General features: G+C 69.0%; 16 protein-coding genes. 12 read left to right on the top strand and 4 right to left on the bottom strand.

Going from position 1 to position 17,609, the window contains the following annotated elements:
• Positions 1-113 precede the first annotated feature (113 nt).
• From P3102_RS21595 to P3102_RS21580, 4 genes are all read left to right on the top strand, one after another.
• Positions 114-1,640, top strand: coding sequence for a sugar transferase (locus P3102_RS21595; RefSeq protein WP_276361235.1), 1,527 nt, complete (start codon positions 114-116; stop codon positions 1,638-1,640).
• Positions 1,641-1,750: 110 nt separating this feature from the next.
• Positions 1,751-2,365, top strand: coding sequence for a malonic semialdehyde reductase (locus tag P3102_RS21590; protein ID WP_276361234.1), 615 nt, complete (start codon positions 1,751-1,753; stop codon positions 2,363-2,365).
• Positions 2,366-2,503: 138 nt separating this feature from the next.
• Positions 2,504-4,573 (top strand): threonine--tRNA ligase, encoded by a 2,070-nt coding sequence (gene thrS, locus P3102_RS21585; RefSeq protein ID WP_276361232.1) that lies wholly within the window; start codon positions 2,504-2,506, stop codon positions 4,571-4,573.
• The gene (locus tag P3102_RS21580) at positions 4,570-5,106 is read left to right on the top strand and encodes an HIT domain-containing protein (RefSeq protein WP_276361231.1); all 537 of its coding nucleotides are present in this window, start codon (positions 4,570-4,572) and stop codon (positions 5,104-5,106) included. The genes thrS and P3102_RS21580 overlap by 4 nt, the downstream gene beginning before the upstream one ends.
• A 616-nt stretch (positions 5,107-5,722) precedes the next feature.
• On the opposite strand, the gene P3102_RS21575 is transcribed toward P3102_RS21580, so the two are convergent.
• On the bottom strand, positions 5,723-6,265 hold the full coding sequence (locus P3102_RS21575; protein WP_276361229.1) for a YceI family protein: 543 nt from the start codon (positions 6,263-6,265) through the stop codon (positions 5,723-5,725).
• 116 nt (positions 6,266-6,381) lie between these two features.
• Here P3102_RS21575 and P3102_RS21570 point away from each other — a divergent pair, with 116 nt between their 5' ends.
• The 5 genes from P3102_RS21570 (at position 6,382) to P3102_RS21550 (ending at position 10,229) form a co-directional block, all read left to right on the top strand.
• Entirely contained in the window at positions 6,382-6,924 is a 543-nt protein-coding gene (locus tag P3102_RS21570; RefSeq protein WP_276361227.1) for a MarR family transcriptional regulator, read from the top strand.
• A 102-nt stretch (positions 6,925-7,026) separates the two neighbouring features.
• Entirely contained in the window at positions 7,027-7,668 is a 642-nt protein-coding gene (gene pgsA, locus P3102_RS21565; protein WP_125788059.1) for a phosphatidylinositol phosphate synthase, read from the top strand.
• Positions 7,665-8,582 carry a phosphatidylinositol mannoside acyltransferase gene (locus tag P3102_RS21560; protein ID WP_276361224.1) on the top strand — a complete coding sequence of 306 codons (918 nt, stop codon included), beginning with the start codon at positions 7,665-7,667 and terminating at the stop codon, positions 8,580-8,582. Before pgsA ends, P3102_RS21560 begins: the two co-directional genes overlap by 4 nt.
• 22 nt (positions 8,583-8,604) lie before the next feature.
• The gene (locus P3102_RS21555) at positions 8,605-9,750 is read left to right on the top strand and encodes a glycosyltransferase family 4 protein (RefSeq protein WP_276361223.1); all 1,146 of its coding nucleotides are present in this window, start codon (positions 8,605-8,607) and stop codon (positions 9,748-9,750) included.
• Entirely contained in the window at positions 9,747-10,229 is a 483-nt protein-coding gene (locus tag P3102_RS21550; protein ID WP_276361221.1) for an NUDIX hydrolase, read from the top strand. The genes P3102_RS21555 and P3102_RS21550 overlap by 4 nt, the downstream gene beginning before the upstream one ends.
• A 184-nt stretch (positions 10,230-10,413) precedes the next feature.
• On the opposite strand, the gene P3102_RS21545 is transcribed toward P3102_RS21550, so the two are convergent.
• Positions 10,414-12,519, bottom strand: coding sequence for an elongation factor G-like protein EF-G2 (locus P3102_RS21545; RefSeq protein ID WP_276361220.1), 2,106 nt, complete (start codon positions 12,517-12,519; stop codon positions 10,414-10,416).
• A gap of 164 nt (positions 12,520-12,683) precedes the next feature.
• Here P3102_RS21545 and P3102_RS21540 point away from each other — a divergent pair, with 164 nt between their 5' ends.
• Both P3102_RS21540 and pdxS read left to right on the top strand, forming a co-directional pair.
• Positions 12,684-14,102 carry an FAD-binding oxidoreductase gene (locus P3102_RS21540; RefSeq protein WP_276361218.1) on the top strand — a complete coding sequence of 473 codons (1,419 nt, stop codon included), beginning with the start codon at positions 12,684-12,686 and terminating at the stop codon, positions 14,100-14,102.
• A 198-nt stretch (positions 14,103-14,300) separates the two neighbouring features.
• The gene (gene pdxS, locus P3102_RS21535; RefSeq protein WP_007034941.1) at positions 14,301-15,215 is read left to right on the top strand and encodes a pyridoxal 5'-phosphate synthase lyase subunit PdxS; all 915 of its coding nucleotides are present in this window, start codon (positions 14,301-14,303) and stop codon (positions 15,213-15,215) included.
• A 66-nt stretch (positions 15,216-15,281) separates the two neighbouring features.
• On the opposite strand, the gene P3102_RS21530 is transcribed toward pdxS, so the two are convergent.
• Together P3102_RS21530 and P3102_RS21525 are read right to left on the bottom strand one after the other, a co-directional pair.
• Positions 15,282-15,707: a PaaI family thioesterase gene (locus tag P3102_RS21530; protein WP_276361217.1), complete on the bottom strand. Its 426-nt coding sequence runs from the start codon at positions 15,705-15,707 to the stop codon at positions 15,282-15,284.
• Entirely contained in the window at positions 15,707-16,915 is a 1,209-nt protein-coding gene (locus tag P3102_RS21525) for a 3,4-dihydroxy-2-butanone-4-phosphate synthase (RefSeq protein WP_276361215.1), read from the bottom strand. Before P3102_RS21525 ends, P3102_RS21530 begins: the two co-directional genes overlap by 1 nt.
• A 276-nt stretch (positions 16,916-17,191) precedes the next feature.
• Here P3102_RS21525 and P3102_RS21520 point away from each other — a divergent pair, with 276 nt between their 5' ends.
• On the top strand, positions 17,192-17,608 hold the full coding sequence (locus P3102_RS21520; RefSeq protein ID WP_276361213.1) for a hypothetical protein: 417 nt from the start codon (positions 17,192-17,194) through the stop codon (positions 17,606-17,608).
• Position 17,609 lies beyond the last annotated feature (1 nt).

Raw genomic sequence — 17,609 nt, 5'->3', positions numbered from 1 at the left:
GTGTCGCCCCATCGGCCGCTGAGGGACCTCGAGAATCGATCACTCTTCGAAATCGTTCTCATTTACTCAGCGTGTTGATCCGGCGTTCGGGAATCCCCACTCCGGGAGGTCTGATGGAAGAGTCGGTGCGGCCGTCGTCCACCGTCAACGGGACGCCGCAGCACATCGACCTTCAGTCGATCCCGCCCGCCCCTCGGCGAGGTGCGGGCGCTGCCGCCGCTGTCGACACCACGTCGGCGCGGCCGCCGTACGCGGCTTGGGAATCGCGCTACCGCGCCTGGGTCGTCGGTAGTGACGTTTTCACCGCCTTCGTGCTCATCGTGATGAGTGCCTTCTTGATCGATCGATCGGATCCGCACGACATGCACGCGCTCGGTACCGCCGCGGCGTTCCTTTTCGGATTGTCGGTCTGTCGCGCCTGGAGCCCGCGCGTGCTGGGCGAAGGCGCGGAGGAGTATCGGACGCTCGGCCGGGGCCTGGTGACCACGGCGGTCCTCGTCGCGCTGGGCGGCCTGCTCTTCGGTGCGCTCGCCGTGCAGCCCTGGGTCTTCATCGTCGTCCCGATGATCTCGGTCTTCATGTTCCTGCAGCGGTACGCGTTGAGACAGGTGCTGCACCGGCGCAGACGGCTCGGTGAATGCCTGCTGCCGGTGCTCGCGGCGGGAAGCCCCGACACGGTCGCCGATCTGATCGCCCGCACCAAGGCCGATCCGCATGTCGGCTGGCGGGTCGAAGCCGTCTGCACGTACTCCGGTGCCGGCGCGGAGCGGGGGAGTGGCGAGGTGGGGGGTGTCCCGGTCGTCGGGAAGCTCGACGACCTCGCGGGCCATGTCCGCCGCGGCGGCTACCGGGTGGTCGCCGTGACCGCCGATCAGCACTGGAACCCGAAACGCCTGCAGCGGCTCGCCTGGGACCTCGAAGGGACGTCCGCCGAGATGGTGGTCGCGCCGGTGCTGATGGAGGTCGCCGGTCCCCGGTTGAACGTCTCCGGTGTGCTCGGGATGCCCCTGCTGCGGGTCACCGCGCCGATGTTCACCGGCGGCCGCCGCCTGGTCAAGGAAGCGCTCGACCGGTTCGGCTCCGCCCTGCTCCTCACCCTGGTTTCCCCGCTGCTGCTGGTCATCGCGGTCGCGATCAAACTCGACGATCGCGGGCCGGTGATCTATCGGCAGCGGCGCGTCGGCCGCGACGGCCACACCTTCACCATGCTGAAGTTCCGCACGATGGTCACGAACGCGGACAAGCTCAAACAGGACCTCCAGGCGGGCAACGAAGGCGCGGGCCCACTGTTCAAGATGCGCAAGGATCCGCGGATCACGCGGGTCGGCGGCCTGCTTCGCCGGTACTCGCTCGACGAACTACCGCAGTTGTTCAACGTCGTGGGCGGGCGGATGTCCCTCGTCGGCCCACGGCCGCCGCTCCCGGAAGAGACCGCGAAGTACGCCCCCGACGCGCGCCGCCGGCTCCTGGTCAAACCGGGGCTGACCGGGCTCTGGCAGGTCAGTGGCCGCAGCGACCTCAGCTGGGCCGAGAGCATCCGGCTGGATCTGCGGTACGTCGAGGACTGGTCTCTCGCCCTCGACCTGGTGATCCTCTGGAAGACTTTCCGTGCCGTCGTGCAGGGGCGAGGAGCCTACTGACGCGTTTCTGTGATCGGACCCACACTCGGCAATAGTTGAACGAGAAATAGTTCAGCGCTCAACTAGGTTGAGGCGAGTAACAGGACGCGTACGGAAGGAAAGAGTCACCCATGACCACCAGCGTTGAGCCGACCGAAGCCTTGAATCTCCCGCAGGACGTTCAGGACCTGTTGTTCCGCGAGGCCCGCACCGCGAACAACTTCAGCGACGAGCCGGTGACCGACGAGCAGATCCGCGCGATCTACGAGCTGGTCAAATGGGCTCCGACGTCGATGAACAACCAGCCGCTGCGCGCCCTGGTGATCCGCTCCGAAGAGGGCAAGAAGCGGCTCGCCCCACTGATGGCCGAGGGCAACCGCGCCAAGACCGAGGCCGCGCCCGTGACCGTCGTGCTGGCCGCCGACACCGAGTTCCACGAGAACCTGCCGCGCACCTTCCCGCACTTCCCGGGCGCGAAGGACCTGTTCGCCGAGGAGGCGGGCCGCGTCGAGACCGCGAAGCTCAACGCGCTGCTGCAGGTCGGCTACTTCATCATCGGTGTCCGCGCCGCCGGGCTGGCCGCCGGCCCGATGACCGGCTTCGACGCCGAGGGCATCGACAAGGAGTTCTTCGCGGGCAAGCCGTGGAAGTCCCTCGTCGTGATCAACGTCGGCAAGCCGGGTGACAACCCCTGGTTCGACCGCCTGCCGCGGCTGGACTTCGACGAGGTCGTCGAGACCGTCTGACCTCGTCCGGCGATACGCGAAGGCCTTCTTCCGATGGGAAGGAGGCCTTCGTGCTGTTTGGGGTAACGCGCGTGAGCCGCGCCGTGCCTGACGACTAACATCACGGGAACCATCCGCTATCACCGCGAGGAGTCCATCGTGTCCCAGCCGTCGTCAGTAGCAGCCGCAACCGCCCCGCGCGTGGTGGTACCGGCGGGCACTACGGCGGGCACCGCGGTCCGCGAAGCCGGGCTGCCGACCAAGGGGCCGGACACGATCGTCGTCGTGCGCGACGCCGAGGGGAATCTCCGCGATCTCTCCTGGGCACCGGAGTCCGAGGTCGAGGTCGAGGCCGTCGCCGCCCACACCGAGGACGGCCGCAGCGTCATCCGTCACTCGGCCGCCCACGTGCTCGCCCAGGCGGTGCAGCAGCAGTTCCCGCAGGCCAAGCTCGGCATCGGGCCGCCGGTCAAGGACGGCTTCTACTACGACTTCGCCGTCGATACCCCGTTCACCCCGGAAGACCTGCAGGCGCTCGAGAAGCGCATGAAGCAGATCGTGAAGGGCGCGCAGCAGTTCTCCCGCCGCGTCTTCGACTCGGTCGACGAGGCCAAGAAGGAACTGGCCGACGAGCCGTTCAAGCTGGAACTGGTGGACCTCAAGTCCGAGGACTCCACAGTGGACACCTCCGAGGTGATGGAGGTCGGCGGCGGGGAGCTGACCATCTACGACAACCTCGATCCGCGCACCAAGGAGCGCGTGTGGAGCGACCTCTGCCGCGGCCCGCACGTGCCGACCACGAAGTTCATCCCGGCGTTCAAGCTCACGCGCGTCGCCGCCGCGTACTGGCGCGGTGACGACAAGAACCCGCAGCTGCAGCGGATCTACGGCACCGCTTGGGAATCCGCCGAAGCGCAGGACGTCTACCTGGAGCGCCTCGCCGAGGCCGAGCGGCGCGACCACCGCAAGCTCGGTGTCGAGCTGGACCTGTTCTCCTTCCCCGACGAGATCGGTTCGGGGCTGCCGGTGTTCCACCCCAAGGGCGGGATCATCCGGCAGGAGATGGAGAACTACTCGCGTCAGCGGCACGTCGAAGCCGGGTACGACTTCGTCTACTCGCCGCACATCACCAAGGGCGCGCTCTTCGAGACCTCCGGTCACCTCGACTGGTACCGCGACGGCATGTACCCGGCGATGCACCTCGACGCCGAGCACAACGAGGACGGTTCGGTCCGCAAGCCCGGCCAGGACTACTACCTCAAGCCGATGAACTGCCCGTTCCACGACCTGATCTTCCGGTCGCGCGGGCGTTCCTACCGCGAACTGCCGCTGCGGATGTTCGAGTTCGGCTCCGTGTACCGCTACGAGAAGTCCGGCGTGATCCACGGCCTGACCCGGGTCCGCGGTATGACGCAGGACGACGCGCACATCTTCTGCACCCTCGAGCAGGTCCCCGGTGAACTGAAGTCCCTTTTGGACTTCGTGCTGAACCTGTTGCGCGATTACGGTCTCGACGATTTCTACCTCGAACTGTCCACCCGGAACGAAGAGAAGTACATCGGGTCCGAAGAGGTCTGGGCCGAGGCGACCGAGGTGCTGCGCACGGCAGCCGTGGACTCCGGGCTGGAGCTCGTGCCGGACCCGGGTGGCGCCGCGTTCTACGGGCCGAAGATCTCCGTGCAGGCGAAGGACGCTCTGGGTCGCACCTGGCAGATGTCGACCATCCAGCTGGACTTCATGCTGCCCGAGAAGTTCGAACTGGAGTACACCGCGGGTGACGGCAGCCGTCAGCGCCCGGTGATGATCCACCGCGCGCTGTTCGGTTCGATCGAGCGGTTCTTCGGCGTGCTGACCGAGCACTACGCGGGCGCGTTCCCGGCGTGGCTTTCGCCCGTCCAGGTGGTCGGCATCCCGATCACCGAGGACCAGGTCGAGCATCTGCGCGGCGTCGAGAAGGCGTTGCGGGCGAAAGGGATCCGGGCCAGCGTCGACGCGAGCGACGACCGGATGCAGAAGAAGATCCGCACCCACACCACGCAGAAGGTGCCCTTCATGCTCCTGGCGGGTGCGAAGGACGTCGAGGCGGGCGCGGTGTCGTTCCGGTTCCGCGACGGTGGCCAGATCAACGGTGTCCCGGTGGCCGACGCGGTCGAGGCGATCACCGGCTGGGTCCAGCGCCGGGAGAACTCCTCGCCGACCGTGGCGGGCTTGGAGGCGGTCCTCCGGTGACGGGCTCCGATGGCCCTGAAGTCGTCGGACAGGACGGTGTGGGGGTCCACGACGCGTTGCAACGCCTGTGGACCCCGCACCGGCTCGCCTACGTGCAGGGGTCGAAGAAACCCGACGAGGGCTGCCCGTTCTGCCGTCTCCCCGGGAAGAGTGACGAGGACGCGCTGATCCTCGCTCGCGGAAAGACGGTGTACGCGGTGCTGAACCTGTACCCGTACAACCCCGGCCACCTGATGGCCGTGCCGTACCGCCATGTCGCGGACTACACGGACCTGACGGCGGAAGAGACCGTCGAGGTGGCGGAGTTCACCCAGCGCGCGATGCGGGTGATCCGCGAGGTGTCCTCGGCGCACGGGTTCAACATCGGGATGAACCAGGGCGTGATCGCCGGCGCGGGAATCGCCGCGCATCTGCACCAGCACGTGGTGCCGAGATGGGGCGGGGACGCGAACTTCATGCCGGTGATCGGGCAGACGAAGGTGTTGCCGCAGTTGCTGGGGGAGACGCGGCAGTTGCTGGCGGATGCCTGGTAGCTCCGGACGTCTGGGCAGTTTTCGTGCTGGGGTCGGTCCGCGTCCTGAGTGTCCACAGGGGACAGTTCCTGGTGACTGAATGTCCGTTTGATGTTCATTGGGCATCGCTACGCGGGGTCGTTGGTAGTGAGGACGGTTAGGGTCAAGAGTGCCTTGAGTGCCTGCTGGATTGCGGCTTGCGCTGACCGTAGGTCTGTGAAGGCTTCTTCCCTACGCTGAAGGGAATGAAGGGGGCCGTCACGTATTTCGGCAGGGTGAGATCGGGTTTCGCCGGCTGTGCCGGTGCGCCGGGGGCGGACGTGAAGTACATGAAGGTCCCCTTCCTTGCGCCTAGCGCAAGGAAGGGGACCTTCATGTACTTCACGGACTTTTGAAGCCACGCCAGGCCCTTCAGCGCGACCCCCGCGCGAAGCTGCGAAATCGGGCATCTTGACCTGGAAAGTCCCCTGTGGACAGTAGAGACTGTCCCGATTTCTTCGGCGAGCACGCTCCCGGCGCCGAATCCATCACGCCACCTTCGCGCCTTGCCTCTCAACAGCTCCAGGCCTGGGCTCTGAGCGGGTCGTGACATCTCCGAGTCCCTCAAGGAGCCTTCGCGTACCTCGGAGAGCAGGGCTCAGGCGTTGAGCGCGGCCTGGAGCTCGATGTCGATCTTGACCTTCTCGGACAGGAAGGCGTTGCCCTCCGGGCCGATGCCGAAGTCGCGGCGGTTCACGGTGGCGCCGGCCGAGACGCCGAGGGTGGTGGCGTTGTCGTTGGCCGGGTTGGTGCCGATGCCGTTGAATTCGGCCTCCAGTGAGACCGGGACGGTCTTGCCGCGCCAGGTGAGCTCGCCGTCGATGACGTAGTCGCCGCCGTCCTCGCGGATGCCGGTCGAGCGGAAGGTGATGACCGGGTGCTCGTCGACGTGGAAGAAGTCCTCGGACTTGAGGTGCGTGTCACGCCCGTCGACACCGCTGGCGACCGAAGAGGCATCGATCTCGACGGTGACCGAGGAGTCGAGGATGTTTTCGGCGGTGACGACCTCGCCGGTGAAGGCGGTGAAGTTGCCACGGGACTTCGCCAGGCCGAGGTGCTTCACGGTGTAGGCGATGTCGGAGTGGGCGGTGTCGATCGTCCACTTGCCTGCGACGTAGCCGGGGATCTCGGTGGTGGTCATGAAAGTCGATCTCCAAAAGTCTGAGTGCGTCTGTGGTGAACCCTCAGCTGGTTGAGCGCTCAACGAGGACTGTAGCGCAATTTGGTTGAGCGTTCAACCAGGGGTAGAATGGTGGCATGTCCGAACCCCGATGGCTCTCCGACGAGGAGCAAAAAGTCTGGCGCGACTTCTCCGCGGCCACGCGGATGCTGCAAGCGCATCTGGAGGGCCAGCTTCAGCACGAGGCGGGCATGCCCCACACCTACTACGAAGTGCTCGTCGCCCTTTCCGAGGCACCGGACAGGCGGCTGCGGATGAGCGAGCTCGCCGACGCGCGCAAGGCGTCGCGCAGCAGGCTTTCGCACGCGGTCGCGCGGCTCGAGGCGAACGGCTGGGTGCGCCGTGAGTCCTGTCCCACCGACAAACGCGGCTCCTGGGCGGTGCTCACCCCCGCCGGTTTCGCCGCGCTCGAGGAGGCCGCGCCCGGGCACGTCGAGGCCGTCCGCGAGAGCCTTTTCGACCCGCTGACCCCCGAACAGGTGACGGCGCTCGGTGAGATCAGCGCCGCCGTGCTGGAGCGGTTGTCGCCGAAATGTGCCGCCGCGGAGGCGGAACTGGCGTTGCGGGAAGAGACGCTCGCGGACCTCGAGGAGCCTGCCGAACTGGCCGAAGCGGACTGACCGGGAGCCGCTCCAGGGCGGGCACGGCGACGAGTGTCGGTGCGGGTGGATAGGCTTCGGGCAGCCATCCGACCCTGCTGCTTAGGTGCACCTGAAGAACCGATGCTCAACATTTTCGCGCGCGCCTCCGTTTCCCGCGTCACCGACCCCATGGGGAAGGTGCTCGTACGTGCCGGTCTGACCCCGAACGCGATGACCGTCATCGGCACGGCCGGGGCGGTGTTGTGCGCGCTCGCGTTCTTCCCCAACGACATGCTGCTGTGGGGCACCTTCACCGTCTGGGGCTTCGCGATGCTGGACCTGCTCGACGGCGCGATGGCCCGCGCCCGCGGGTACGGCACGGCGTTCGGGGCCGTCCTCGACGCCACCTGCGACAGACTGGTCGACGGCGCGTTGTTCGCCGCGATCGCCTGGTGGTGCTTCGTCCACGACGACAACCGCCCGGCCGCGGCCGCCGCGCTGATCTGCCTGGTGCTCGCGCAGGTCATCTCCTACGTCAAGGCCCGTGCCGAGGCTTCCGGGCTGGAGGCAGACGGCGGGCTCGTCGAGCGCGCGGAACGGCTGATCATCGCCCTCGTGGGAACCGGGCTGCACGGGCTGGGCGTTCCGTACACCGTGGACATCACGCTCTGGTTGCTCGCGGTGCTTTCGGTGATCACCCTGCTGCAGCGGACCGCCGCGGTGGCCAAGGCGGCGAGGGCCGCCAAGGCGGCCGGGCCACCCGCCGCGGAGGGCGGGGCATGAGCGGGTTCTCCCAGCGGCTCAGCGACTTCGGCTACGCGGCGGGCTGGCGGCTCGCGCGCTGGCTGCCGGAGTCGGCGGGCGCGGTGACCTTCGGACTGGGCGCCGACCTCGCCGTCCGGCGGGACGGCGGCGGCGTTCGCCAGCTGCGGCGCAATCTCGCCAGGGTGGTACCGCAGGCCGACGGGGTCGAACTCGACGAACTGACCCGACGCGCGATGCGGTCGTACGCGCGCTATTGGCACGAGATGTTCCGGCTGCCCTCGATGGACCACAATGAGGTCAGCCGCAAGGTCGCCCAGTCGATCACCGGCGTGGAGAACCTCGACGCCGCCCTCGCCGAGGGCAACGGCGCGGTGATGGCGCTGCCGCACAGCGGGAACTGGGACGCGGCGGGCGTCTGGCTCGCGGACTACCTCGGCGGTTTCACCACGGTCGCGGAGCGGCTGAAACCCGAATCGCTGTACCAGCGGTTCGTGTCCTACCGGGAGTCGCTCGGCTTCGAGATCGTGCCGCTGACCGGTGACAGCTCCGCGATGCGCGTGCTGCTCAAGCGACTGCGCGAGAACAAGGCGATCTGCCTGGTGGGCGACCGGGACCTGACGAAGTCCGGCGTCCCCGTCAAGTTCTTCGGCGAGCAGACCCGGATGCCGGGCGGGCCTGCCCGGCTGGCCGCCACCACCGGTGCCGCGCTGATCCCGGCCGGCTGCTGGTTCACCGAGGACGGCTGGCAGATCCGGTTGCATCCGCGGATCAGGGTCACGAACCGGTCCGAGGTCCCGGCGGCCACCCAGGCGCTGGCGGACATCTTCGCCGGCGACATCGCCGCGCATCCGGCCGACTGGCACATGATGCAGAAGTTCTGGCTCTCCGATCTCGAAGCCGGGGAACAGGCCGAACTCGGCGAAGCGAGCTGAGCCGATGGCTCAGGCGAGGGTCATGAAGATCGGGATCGTCTGCCCCTATTCGTTCGACGTGCCGGGTGGCGTGCAGGGGCACGTCATCGATCTGGCGAAGGCACTGCTGGCGCGCGGGCACCAGGTCTCGGTCCTCGCCCCGGCGGACGAGGACTCCGACGTCCCCGACTTCGTCGTCCCCGCGGGCAAGGCGCTCGGCATCCCGTACAACGGCTCCGTCGCACGACTGCAGTTCGGCCCGGTGTCCTACTCCAGGGTGCGGCGGTGGATCCGCGACGGCGACTTCGACGTCCTGCACCTGCACGAGCCCGCCGCGCCGAGCCTTTCGCTGCTGGCGCTGAAGGTCGCGGACGGCCCGATCGTGGCGACCTTCCACACCGCGACGACGCGTTCGCGCACGCTGGCGGCGTTCCAGCCGGTGCTGCGGCCGCTGCTGGAGAAGATCACCGCGCGGATCGCGGTGTCGGCGCTGGCCCGCCGGGTCCAGGTCGAACACGCCGGCGGGGACGCGGTCGAGGTGCCCAACGGCGTCGACGTCGACTTCTTCTCCAGGGCGCTGCCGCTCGACGGCTATCCGCGAGCGGGTGGCACGGTCGGGTTCGTCGGGCGGTACACCGAGCCCCGCAAGGGGATGGGGGTGCTGCTGGAGGCGTTGCGGCTGCTGCTGCCGGAGTTCGAGGAGTTGCGGTTGCTGGTCGTCGGCCGCGGCGACGCCGATCAGCTCCGGCGCGAGGCCGGGCCGGAGCTCGCGCCGCATGTCGACCTGCTGGGCCAGGTCGACGACGAGACGAAGGCGCGGGCGCTGCGCAGCGTCGACGTCTACTGCGCGCCGAACACGGGCGGCGAGAGCTTCGGGATGATCCTCACCGAGGCGATGGCGGCGGGGACCCCCGTGCTGGCGAGTGGCCTGGACTCGTTCCGCCGGGTGCTCGACGACGGCAAGGCCGGGATGCTGACCGAGACCGGCGACGCGGCGGCGCTGGCCGGCGGCCTGCGTGAGCTGCTCGCGGATCCGGCACGCCGGGCGTCGCTGGCGGCGGCCGCGGGGGAGCGGGTCGCGATGTTCGACTGGTCCGTGGTCACCACTCAGGTCCTGCGCGTGTACGAGACGGCGATCGCCGCCGATCCCCGCCGGGTCGGCGCGGGTGAACGCGAGTTCAGCCGATGACGTCCTGGGTGTGGATCGGCGGTCTGGTGGCCGCGATCGTGGTGCTGGGCGGGCTGTTCCTGCTCGCGACGGCGAACCGGCTGGACCGGCTGCACGTCCGTACGGACGCGGGCTGGGCGGCGCTCGACGCGGCCCTCGCGCGGCGCGCCGTCGTCGCCAGGGCGGCCGCCGCGATCCTGGGCGACGAGGAGCTGCGCGTGGGGGCCGAGCGTGCCGAGCGGGCGCGAAGGCAGGATCGCGAAGCCGAGGAAAGCGACCTGACGTTGCGACTGGCACGAGTCGATCGGGCGACCCTGCCACCGCCGCTGGCCGAGGAGCTCACCGACGCCGAACACCGGGTCGTCATCGCGCGGCGCGTGCACAACGACGCCGTCCGGGACACCCTGCACTTGAGGCGACGGCGAAAGGTCCGGTATTTCGGTCTCGCCGGGACGGCCCGGCTTCCGGAATACTTCGAGATCGCCGAGCCCGAGCTGTAGGAAGAGGAAGCCGTGAGCGAGCGGTCGCCGGTGGCTGTGTCCGCGACCCCGGTGGCCGTCACGACGGTGCCGGAACTCGGCTGCCGCCCCGGCGGCTTCGAGTTCCCGCCACCCCGCGATTGGTCACCTACTTGCGATACCTGCACGCGCAACCACCGCAAGTAGATGACGAATTGCGGGCTTTCTAGGCCACCGCCCCTTCCGGCATCGGCTCGAACCGGGCGTGCTTGCGGGTGAACGTCGCCGTGCCCGAGGTCAGCGAACGCAGGTCGACGGCGTAGCGCAGGAGTTCGACCGCGGGCACCTCGGCGCGGACGACCGTACGGCCGCCGTCCCCCGATTCGGTGCCGAGTACGCGTCCGCGCCGGGACGAGAGATCACCCAGCACGGTGCCCAGATGCTCGTCCGGTAGCCGCACGGCCACCTCTTCGAGCGGTTCCAGCAGCGCTATCCTGGCCACCGCGGCGGCCTCCTTCAGTGCCAGCGCGCCCGCCGTCTGGAACGCGGCGTCCGAGGAGTCGACGCTGTGCGCCTTGCCGTCGACGAGGGTCACCCGGATGTCGATCAGCGGATGGCCGTCGACGATCCCTCGCTGTGCCTGGGCGCGGACTCCCTTCTCGACACTCGGGATGAACTGGTGGGGCACCGAGCCGCCGACGACCTTGTCCACGAACTCGAAACCCGAACCCCTCGGCAGTGGTTGGACTTCGATGTCGCAGACGGCGAACTGGCCGTGGCCGCCGGACTGTTTGACGTGCCTTCCGTGCCCGCGGCCCGGCCCGGCGAAGGTCGACCGCAGGCTGATGCGGACGGGTTCGGTGTCCACGTCGGCGCCTCCTGCGCGCAGCCGTGACAGCACGACGTCGGCATGTGCCTCGCCCATGCACCACAGCACGAGCTGGCTGGTTTCGGCGTTGCGGTCCAGCCGGAGCGTCGGGTCACCCGCGACGAGCCGGGAAAGGTTGCGCGCCAGGGTGTCCTCGTCACTGCGCGTCTTCGCGACGACGGCGACCGGCAGCAGCGGTTCCGGCATCGCCCACGGTTTCATGATCAGCGGGTCTTCGGGCGAGGAGACGGTGTCGCCCGTTTCCGCCGAGCCGACCTTGGTGAGCGCGCAGAGGTCGCCGGCGACGCAGTACGGGACCTCGCGCAGGTTCGCCCCGAGCGGTGAATACAGATGCGCGACGCGTTCGTCGGCGTCGTGATCCTCGTGGCCGCGTTCGGCGAGACCGTGGCCCGAGACGTGCACCGGCCGTTCCGGTCTCAGCGTCCCGGAGAACACCCGCACCAGCGACACCCTGCCGACGTAGGAGTCGACGGCGGTCCGCACCACCTCCGCGGCCAGGGGACCGTCGGGATCGGCGCGGAGACCGGCGTGCGGTTCACCGGTGGGCGAGGTGACCTCCGGCGGGACGTGCTCCAGCGGTGACGGGAAGGCACGCACGATCCCGTCGAGGACCTCGGCCAGCCCGACCCCCGTCGTCGCGCACACCGGGATCACCGGGTGGAAGGACCCCCGGGCGACGGCGGTCTCGAGGTCGGCGATCAGCGTGTCCTCGGCGATCTCCTCGCCGGAGAGGTAGCGGTCCATCAGGGACTCGTCCTCGCTCTCGGCGATGACCCCTTCGATCAGTTCGTTGCGGGCCTCGGTCATCCGGGCGAGATCGGCCTCGTCCGGCTCTCCGGCCTCGGGTGGGAAGCCGTTCGCATAGTCGAAGTAGCGGCGCGTGATGAGTCCGACGAGCCCATCGCGAGCGGGAAGGTAGAGCGGTAGGACGCCGGCGCCGAATGCCTCCTGGCAAGCCGCGATCTCCCCTTCGGGGTCGGCGCGGTGATGGTCGAGCCGGGAGACGACCACCGCTCTCGGCATCCCGACGGCCGCGCACTCCTCCCAGACCGCGATCGTGGCCGCGTCGACGCCTTCCGCCGCGCAGACCACGAACAGTGCCGCGTCGGCGGCGCGGAGTCCGGCCCGCAGTTCGCCGACGAAATCGGCGTACCCGGGGGTGTCGATGAGGTTGATCTTGTGGCCCCGGTGCAGCACCGGCGCGACCGAAAGGCCGACCGACCGCTGCTGCCGGACCGCGGCGGGGTCGTGGTCGCACACCGTGGTGCCGTCGGTGACCGAGCCTGCCCGTGTCACCGTGCCGGAGGCGGCGAGCAGCGCTTCGGTGAGGGTCGTCTTGCCTGATCCGGAGGGGCCGACCAAGACGACGTTGCGGACTTTCGCCGGGTCGTCCACAGCGACGGCGGCCCCGGAGTCTCCGTTCTTGTTCTGTTTGTCGGCCATGCCGGTCTCCTCACCACATGATGCCGCGTGTCAGGTGTGTCCTCGATCACACACCCGCGCCGGGCGTCGCGGCAAGGTGACCGGCGAGGGACCCCCCGAATGTCGACGCGCCGTTATGCTCGATGGCGGACACCCGGAGGCGGATCCGACGGTGGGGATGAGCGATGGAGCTCGACAGGCGAACGGTGTTGCGGCTGGCAGGCGCGGTTCCGGTGCTCGCGGCGGCGCCCGCGGCGATTTCCGGGGGCGGTGGTCCGTGGGAACGGCTGCGCGCCCGGCTGACGGGTGGGCTGTTCCGGCCCGGCGACCCCGGCTATGACGAAGCGCGGCTCGGGTTCTTCAGCCTCTACGACCATCGGCTGCCTGCCGGTGTGGTGGTCTGCGCGACCGAGGACGACGTCCGGCGTTGCGTCGATTTCGCGGCCAGGCAGCGGATTCCGCTCGCGGCCCGTTCCGGCGGGCACAGTTACGCCGGCTATTCCCTTGTGGACAGAGGGCTCGTCGTCGACCTGTCGCGGCTGAACGCGGTCGAGATCCTGCCCGGCGGCCGGGCGGCGATCGGCGCGGGCGCGCGGCTCGGCCAGGTATACGAGGCACTGGCGGCGGCGGGCCGCGCCCTGCCCGCCGGCAGTTGTCCTCAGGTCGGCATCGCGGGCCTGACCCTCGGCGGCGGAATCGGCGTGCTGGCCCGCGAATACGGTCTCACCTGCGACAACGTGGAATCCGTGCGGTTCGTCGGCGCTGACGGGAAACTGCGCCTGGTGTCGGCGGAGACCGCACCGGACCTGCTGTGGGCGTTGCGCGGAGGTGGTGGCGGCAACTTCGGCATCGTCACGTCGTTCACCTTCCGCACGGCGGCGGCCAGGACGCTGACGAACTTCACCTTGACCTTCCCGCCCGCCGTGCTGGCCGCGCTGGTCGCGGCCTGGCAGGAGTGGCAGCCCGCGATGCCGGACGAACTGTGGTCCGGGATGGGTCTCGGCGCGACGGCCGCGAACTGCGGTGGCTGCTTCGTGGGCTCCGCCGCGCGGGTGAACCCGCTGCTGGACGAGCTGGTCCGCCGCGTCGGCACCCAGCCGACCGAACGCGAGGTGACCGAGCAGGGCCACCTGGCCACGATGCGGGCCTTCGCCCAGGAGGCAGAGTTCCCCGCCGCGGTCGCCCAGCGCGGTGAGTACGTGGCCACATCGAGGATGCTGACCCATCCGGTACCCGACCCCGGCGCGCTGGCGTCGTTGCTGACGAGTGATCCGAAGCTGTATTCGATCGTGGACGCGTACGGGGGCGCGATCGCGCGGGTGCCGTCGAGCGACTCGTGCTTCCCGCACCGATCGGCGCTGGGCAGCATCCAGATCACCCGTGGCCTGGAGGGCGGCGAGGCGTACGCGCGCCGGTCGATCGGCCTGGTCCGCGACGAACTCGGCCGGGAGTACGGGCAGGCCGGGTACGTCAACTACATCGATCCGGAGATGCCGGACTGGGCGAAGGCGTACTACGGCGACAGCCTCCCGCGGCTGCGGCGGGTGGCGCGGAAGTACGACCCGGACGGCCTCTTCGCCTTCGAACAGGGCCTGGCCCGCTGAACCCCGCAATTCGGCACCTGGTTGCGGTAGTTCGACGTCGAACTACCGCAACCAGGTGCCGAATTGCGGGCGTAGGTGCGGCCCGGATCACCCAGTGGACTGCTGAAATCGCCGCGAACTGGCCTGCTTCAGAGGGCCAAAAGCGGCCTACGCTGGAAGGCGTCATCCCACCTCGTGCGCTTTCCGAAAGGTCCAGCAGTGTCTGACGACTCCACGAACACGGCCACCACCTCGCTCACCGGCACCGCCCGGGTCAAGCGCGGGATGGCGGAGATGCTCAAGGGCGGTGTGATCATGGACGTGGTCACCGCCGAGCAGGCGAAGATCGCCGAGGACGCCGGCGCCGTCGCGGTGATGGCGCTCGAGCGGGTCCCCGCGGACATCCGGGCGCAGGGCGGTGTGGCCCGGATGAGCGACCCGGACCTGATCGACGGCATCATCGAGGCCGTCTCGATCCCCGTCATGGCGAAGGCCCGCATCGGCCACTTCGTCGAAGCTCAGCTGCTTCAGTCGCTCGGCGTCGACTACATCGACGAGTCGGAGGTGCTGACTCCCGCCGACTACGAGAACCACATCGACAAGTGGGCCTTCACCGTGCCCTTCGTCTGTGGTGCGACCAACCTCGGCGAGGCGCTGCGCCGCATCAACGAGGGCGCGGCGATGATCCGCTCCAAGGGCGAGGCCGGCACCGGCGACGTCTCGAACGCGACCACGCACATGCGCAAGATCCGCGCGGAGCTGCGCCGCCTTTCCTCGCTGCCCGAGGACGAGCTTTACGTCGCGGCGAAGGAACTTCAGGCCCCGTACGACCTTGTCAAGGAGGTCGCGGAGAAGGGCAAGCTCCCCGTCGTGCTGTTCACCGCGGGCGGCATCGCGACCCCGGCCGACGCCGCGATGATGATGCAGCTCGGTGCCGAAGGCGTGTTCGTCGGCTCCGGCATCTTCAAGTCCGGCAACCCGGCGCAGCGCGCCGAGGCGATCGTCAAGGCCACCACCTTCCACGACGACCCGGACGTCATCGCGAAGGTTTCGCGCGGCCTCGGTGAAGCGATGGTCGGGATCAACGTCGACGACGTGCCCGAACCCCACCGTCTGTCCGAGCGCGGCTGGTAAGCCATCTCGACTCCGACCCGGGACGGCCCGGCGCTCCTCGACGAGCGCCGGGCCGTCCCGGGTGAGTCAGGAGGTGGGACCGTTCCGGGTCAGCACACTTCCTTGTGCCGCGGCGCTGAGCGTCGTGGTTCCGTCGTCGCCGAGCACGAGGAGATCGCAGCGGCAGGTGGCCTGCCGTCGGCCGCTGTGCAGGACCCGAGCCTCCGCCACGAGCCGGATTCCCTTGGCGGGCCGCAGATAGTCGATGCTGAACCCGCTGGTGAGAATGGCCGGACCCAGCCTCGTCCCGGCCGCGAAGGTGATCGCGTTGTCCGCGGCGTAGGCGAGTACGCCGCCGTGGAGATACCCGTTCTGCTGCAACAGGTCTTCGCGGATGTCGAGTTCCAGGGTCGCGGCACCGTTTCCGAATGCGGCCACCCTGGCTTTGAGCAGAACGCTGAACGGTTGCGAAGCGAGACCCTTCCGGGCGTCTTCGAGGGTCAGTGCGGTCATCAGAGCCACGCTTTCAGGTCGGCCAAATCCACCACGGGCATTCCCCAGCACAGCGCCGCGACTTCGAGGTCGGCGCTGCCTGCCATCGTGCCGTCGGGGTTCATCACTTCGCAGCACACGCCGATCGGGGGCAGGCCGGCGGCGGTGCACAACGCGACCGTCGCCTCCGTGTGCCCGGCCCGCTCGGCGAGCAGACCCGGCCGGGCGGCGAGCGGGAACACGTGTCCGGGACGGAGGAAGTCCTTGGCCGTCGCGTCCGGATCGGCCAGCTTCCGCACGGTGGCGGCACGTTCGGCGGCGGATACGCCGGTGCCCGTTCCCGAGGCCAGGTCGACCGGGATCGACCACGCCGTTCCCTGCCGGTCGCCTTCACCGGGCATCGGCGCGATCTCGAGGCGCCGCAACACTTCCGGCGCGCACGGCACCGCCGGGAAGCCGCAGACCTGGGTCAGCAGGAAGGTGAACGACTCCGGGCGGAGCCGGGCGCCGGCGAAGATCACGTCGCCCTCGCCCTCGGTTTCCGGGTCCCACACGACGACACCGCCACCGGCGGCGAGCCGGCGCACCACCTTCTCCACGCCGGCGCGTCCATCGACGTGACCGGCCCACGGCAGCTGGGGCAACGCCTTTCCCACCGCCGAAGGGGGCGCCTTCTCCACCAAGCGGCCGACCAGGTCGAGTTCCAGGTTCACCCGGTCTCCGGCCGTCAAGTCGCCGAGTGTGGTGGCCGAGCGGGTCACCGGGAGCAGCACCACCGAAATCCGGTCACGCAGGACCTCGGCGATGGTCACGCTGACACCGTCGAGGGCGATCGGGGACTTCGCGAGCAGCCGGTCCAGCAGACGCGGCGGCGGCCGGAGCCAAATCCGGCGGGAGTCGCCTTCGTCGTCGATCCGGATCACCTTGCCGACGGCGTCGACGTAACCCTGGACCAGGTGGCCGTCCAGCGGATCGCCGACCTGAAGGGGCGTCTCGACGTTGACGGCGTCCCCGGCCGCGAGCGCGTCGAACGTCGACCGGCGACGGGTTTCCGCGGAGAGCGCCGCCTCCAATACGCCCTCGACCGGTCGCACGGTGAGCCGTACCCCGTTGACGCACGCCGATCCGCCATCGCGGACGCGGTCCGCACTCTTCGGCGCCCGCACCCGCAGCACGTCGCCCTTGATCTCTTCGACGGCACCCAGCTCGCCGATTCGCCCAGTGAACATCGATCCACACCCCGTTTGACGGTCGAACCCCACGAAGTCCGGCGACGGCCGGACACGGGGAACGCGGGGTCTCACCGCCTGGCCCCGGAATCGCACCGGGTCGTTCCACCCCCTCGGCGGAACCGGCCGGCTGTACGGCCACACCGTGGAATCGCACCACCAGTCGATCATAGCCGGATCGGGGGTCGCCTTCGAAGAGAAACTCGATGGTGACATCGGACGGCCACTTCGCCGGATCCCGGCCGCCCGGACGGTGATCGCTCCTAGACTTCGGGCATGAGCCGAACCATCCAGTTCACCGACCGCAACTTCAAGCTCGCGGTCGTCCAGGAGTTGATGTACGACCAAGAACTCCTGCCGGGCTTCAGCCTGCGGGAGTACGCCGCCGAGCAGGGCTTCACCTACGACGGCGGAAGTGTCGAGGCGGTACCCGAGGCCCTGGCGTACTTCGAGGCGCTCGAGGTCCCCGTCGAGCTCGCGGAGAAGATCACCAAGATCGACATGGACGGCGGCAACGAGATCTACCTCGAGATCGCGCCGAACTGGGACGGCGAGGACGGGCTGTTCGACGTCGACGAGTTCGCCGACGTCGAACACTTCCCCCACCTCAAGTCGATGACACTGTTCTACACGGGCAAGGACGAGGCGCTGGAGACGCTGCGTGCTCGCGGCATCGAGGCGGACTGGCTCTGAT

This window comes from Amycolatopsis sp. QT-25, assembly GCF_029369745.1.
GTDB lineage: Bacteria > Actinomycetota > Actinomycetes > Mycobacteriales > Pseudonocardiaceae > Amycolatopsis.
Note: the sequence above shows the minus strand (reverse complement) of the source record. Positions and strands in the feature narration are given on the sequence as shown.

Coding starts and splice junctions, on each gene's coding strand:
- P3102_RS21540 (WP_276361218.1), top strand. CDS start 12,684: ATGGAGCTCGACAGGCGAACGGTGTTGCGGCTGGCAGGCGCGGTTCCG.
- P3102_RS21590 (WP_276361234.1), top strand. CDS start 1,751: ATGACCACCAGCGTTGAGCCGACCGAAGCCTTGAATCTCCCGCAGGAC.
- pgsA (WP_125788059.1), top strand. CDS start 7,027: ATGCTCAACATTTTCGCGCGCGCCTCCGTTTCCCGCGTCACCGACCCC.
- P3102_RS21555 (WP_276361223.1), top strand. CDS start 8,605: ATGAAGATCGGGATCGTCTGCCCCTATTCGTTCGACGTGCCGGGTGGC.
- P3102_RS21525 (WP_276361215.1), bottom strand. CDS start 16,915: ATGTTCACTGGGCGAATCGGCGAGCTGGGTGCCGTCGAAGAGATCAAG.
- P3102_RS21545 (WP_276361220.1), bottom strand. CDS start 12,519: ATGGCCGACAAACAGAACAAGAACGGAGACTCCGGGGCCGCCGTCGCT.
- P3102_RS21575 (WP_276361229.1), bottom strand. CDS start 6,265: ATGACCACCACCGAGATCCCCGGCTACGTCGCAGGCAAGTGGACGATC.
- P3102_RS21520 (WP_276361213.1), top strand. CDS start 17,192: ATGAGCCGAACCATCCAGTTCACCGACCGCAACTTCAAGCTCGCGGTC.
- P3102_RS21595 (WP_276361235.1), top strand. CDS start 114: ATGGAAGAGTCGGTGCGGCCGTCGTCCACCGTCAACGGGACGCCGCAG.
- P3102_RS21570 (WP_276361227.1), top strand. CDS start 6,382: ATGTCCGAACCCCGATGGCTCTCCGACGAGGAGCAAAAAGTCTGGCGC.
- P3102_RS21530 (WP_276361217.1), bottom strand. CDS start 15,707: ATGACCGCACTGACCCTCGAAGACGCCCGGAAGGGTCTCGCTTCGCAA.
- P3102_RS21550 (WP_276361221.1), top strand. CDS start 9,747: ATGACGTCCTGGGTGTGGATCGGCGGTCTGGTGGCCGCGATCGTGGTG.
- P3102_RS21560 (WP_276361224.1), top strand. CDS start 7,665: ATGAGCGGGTTCTCCCAGCGGCTCAGCGACTTCGGCTACGCGGCGGGC.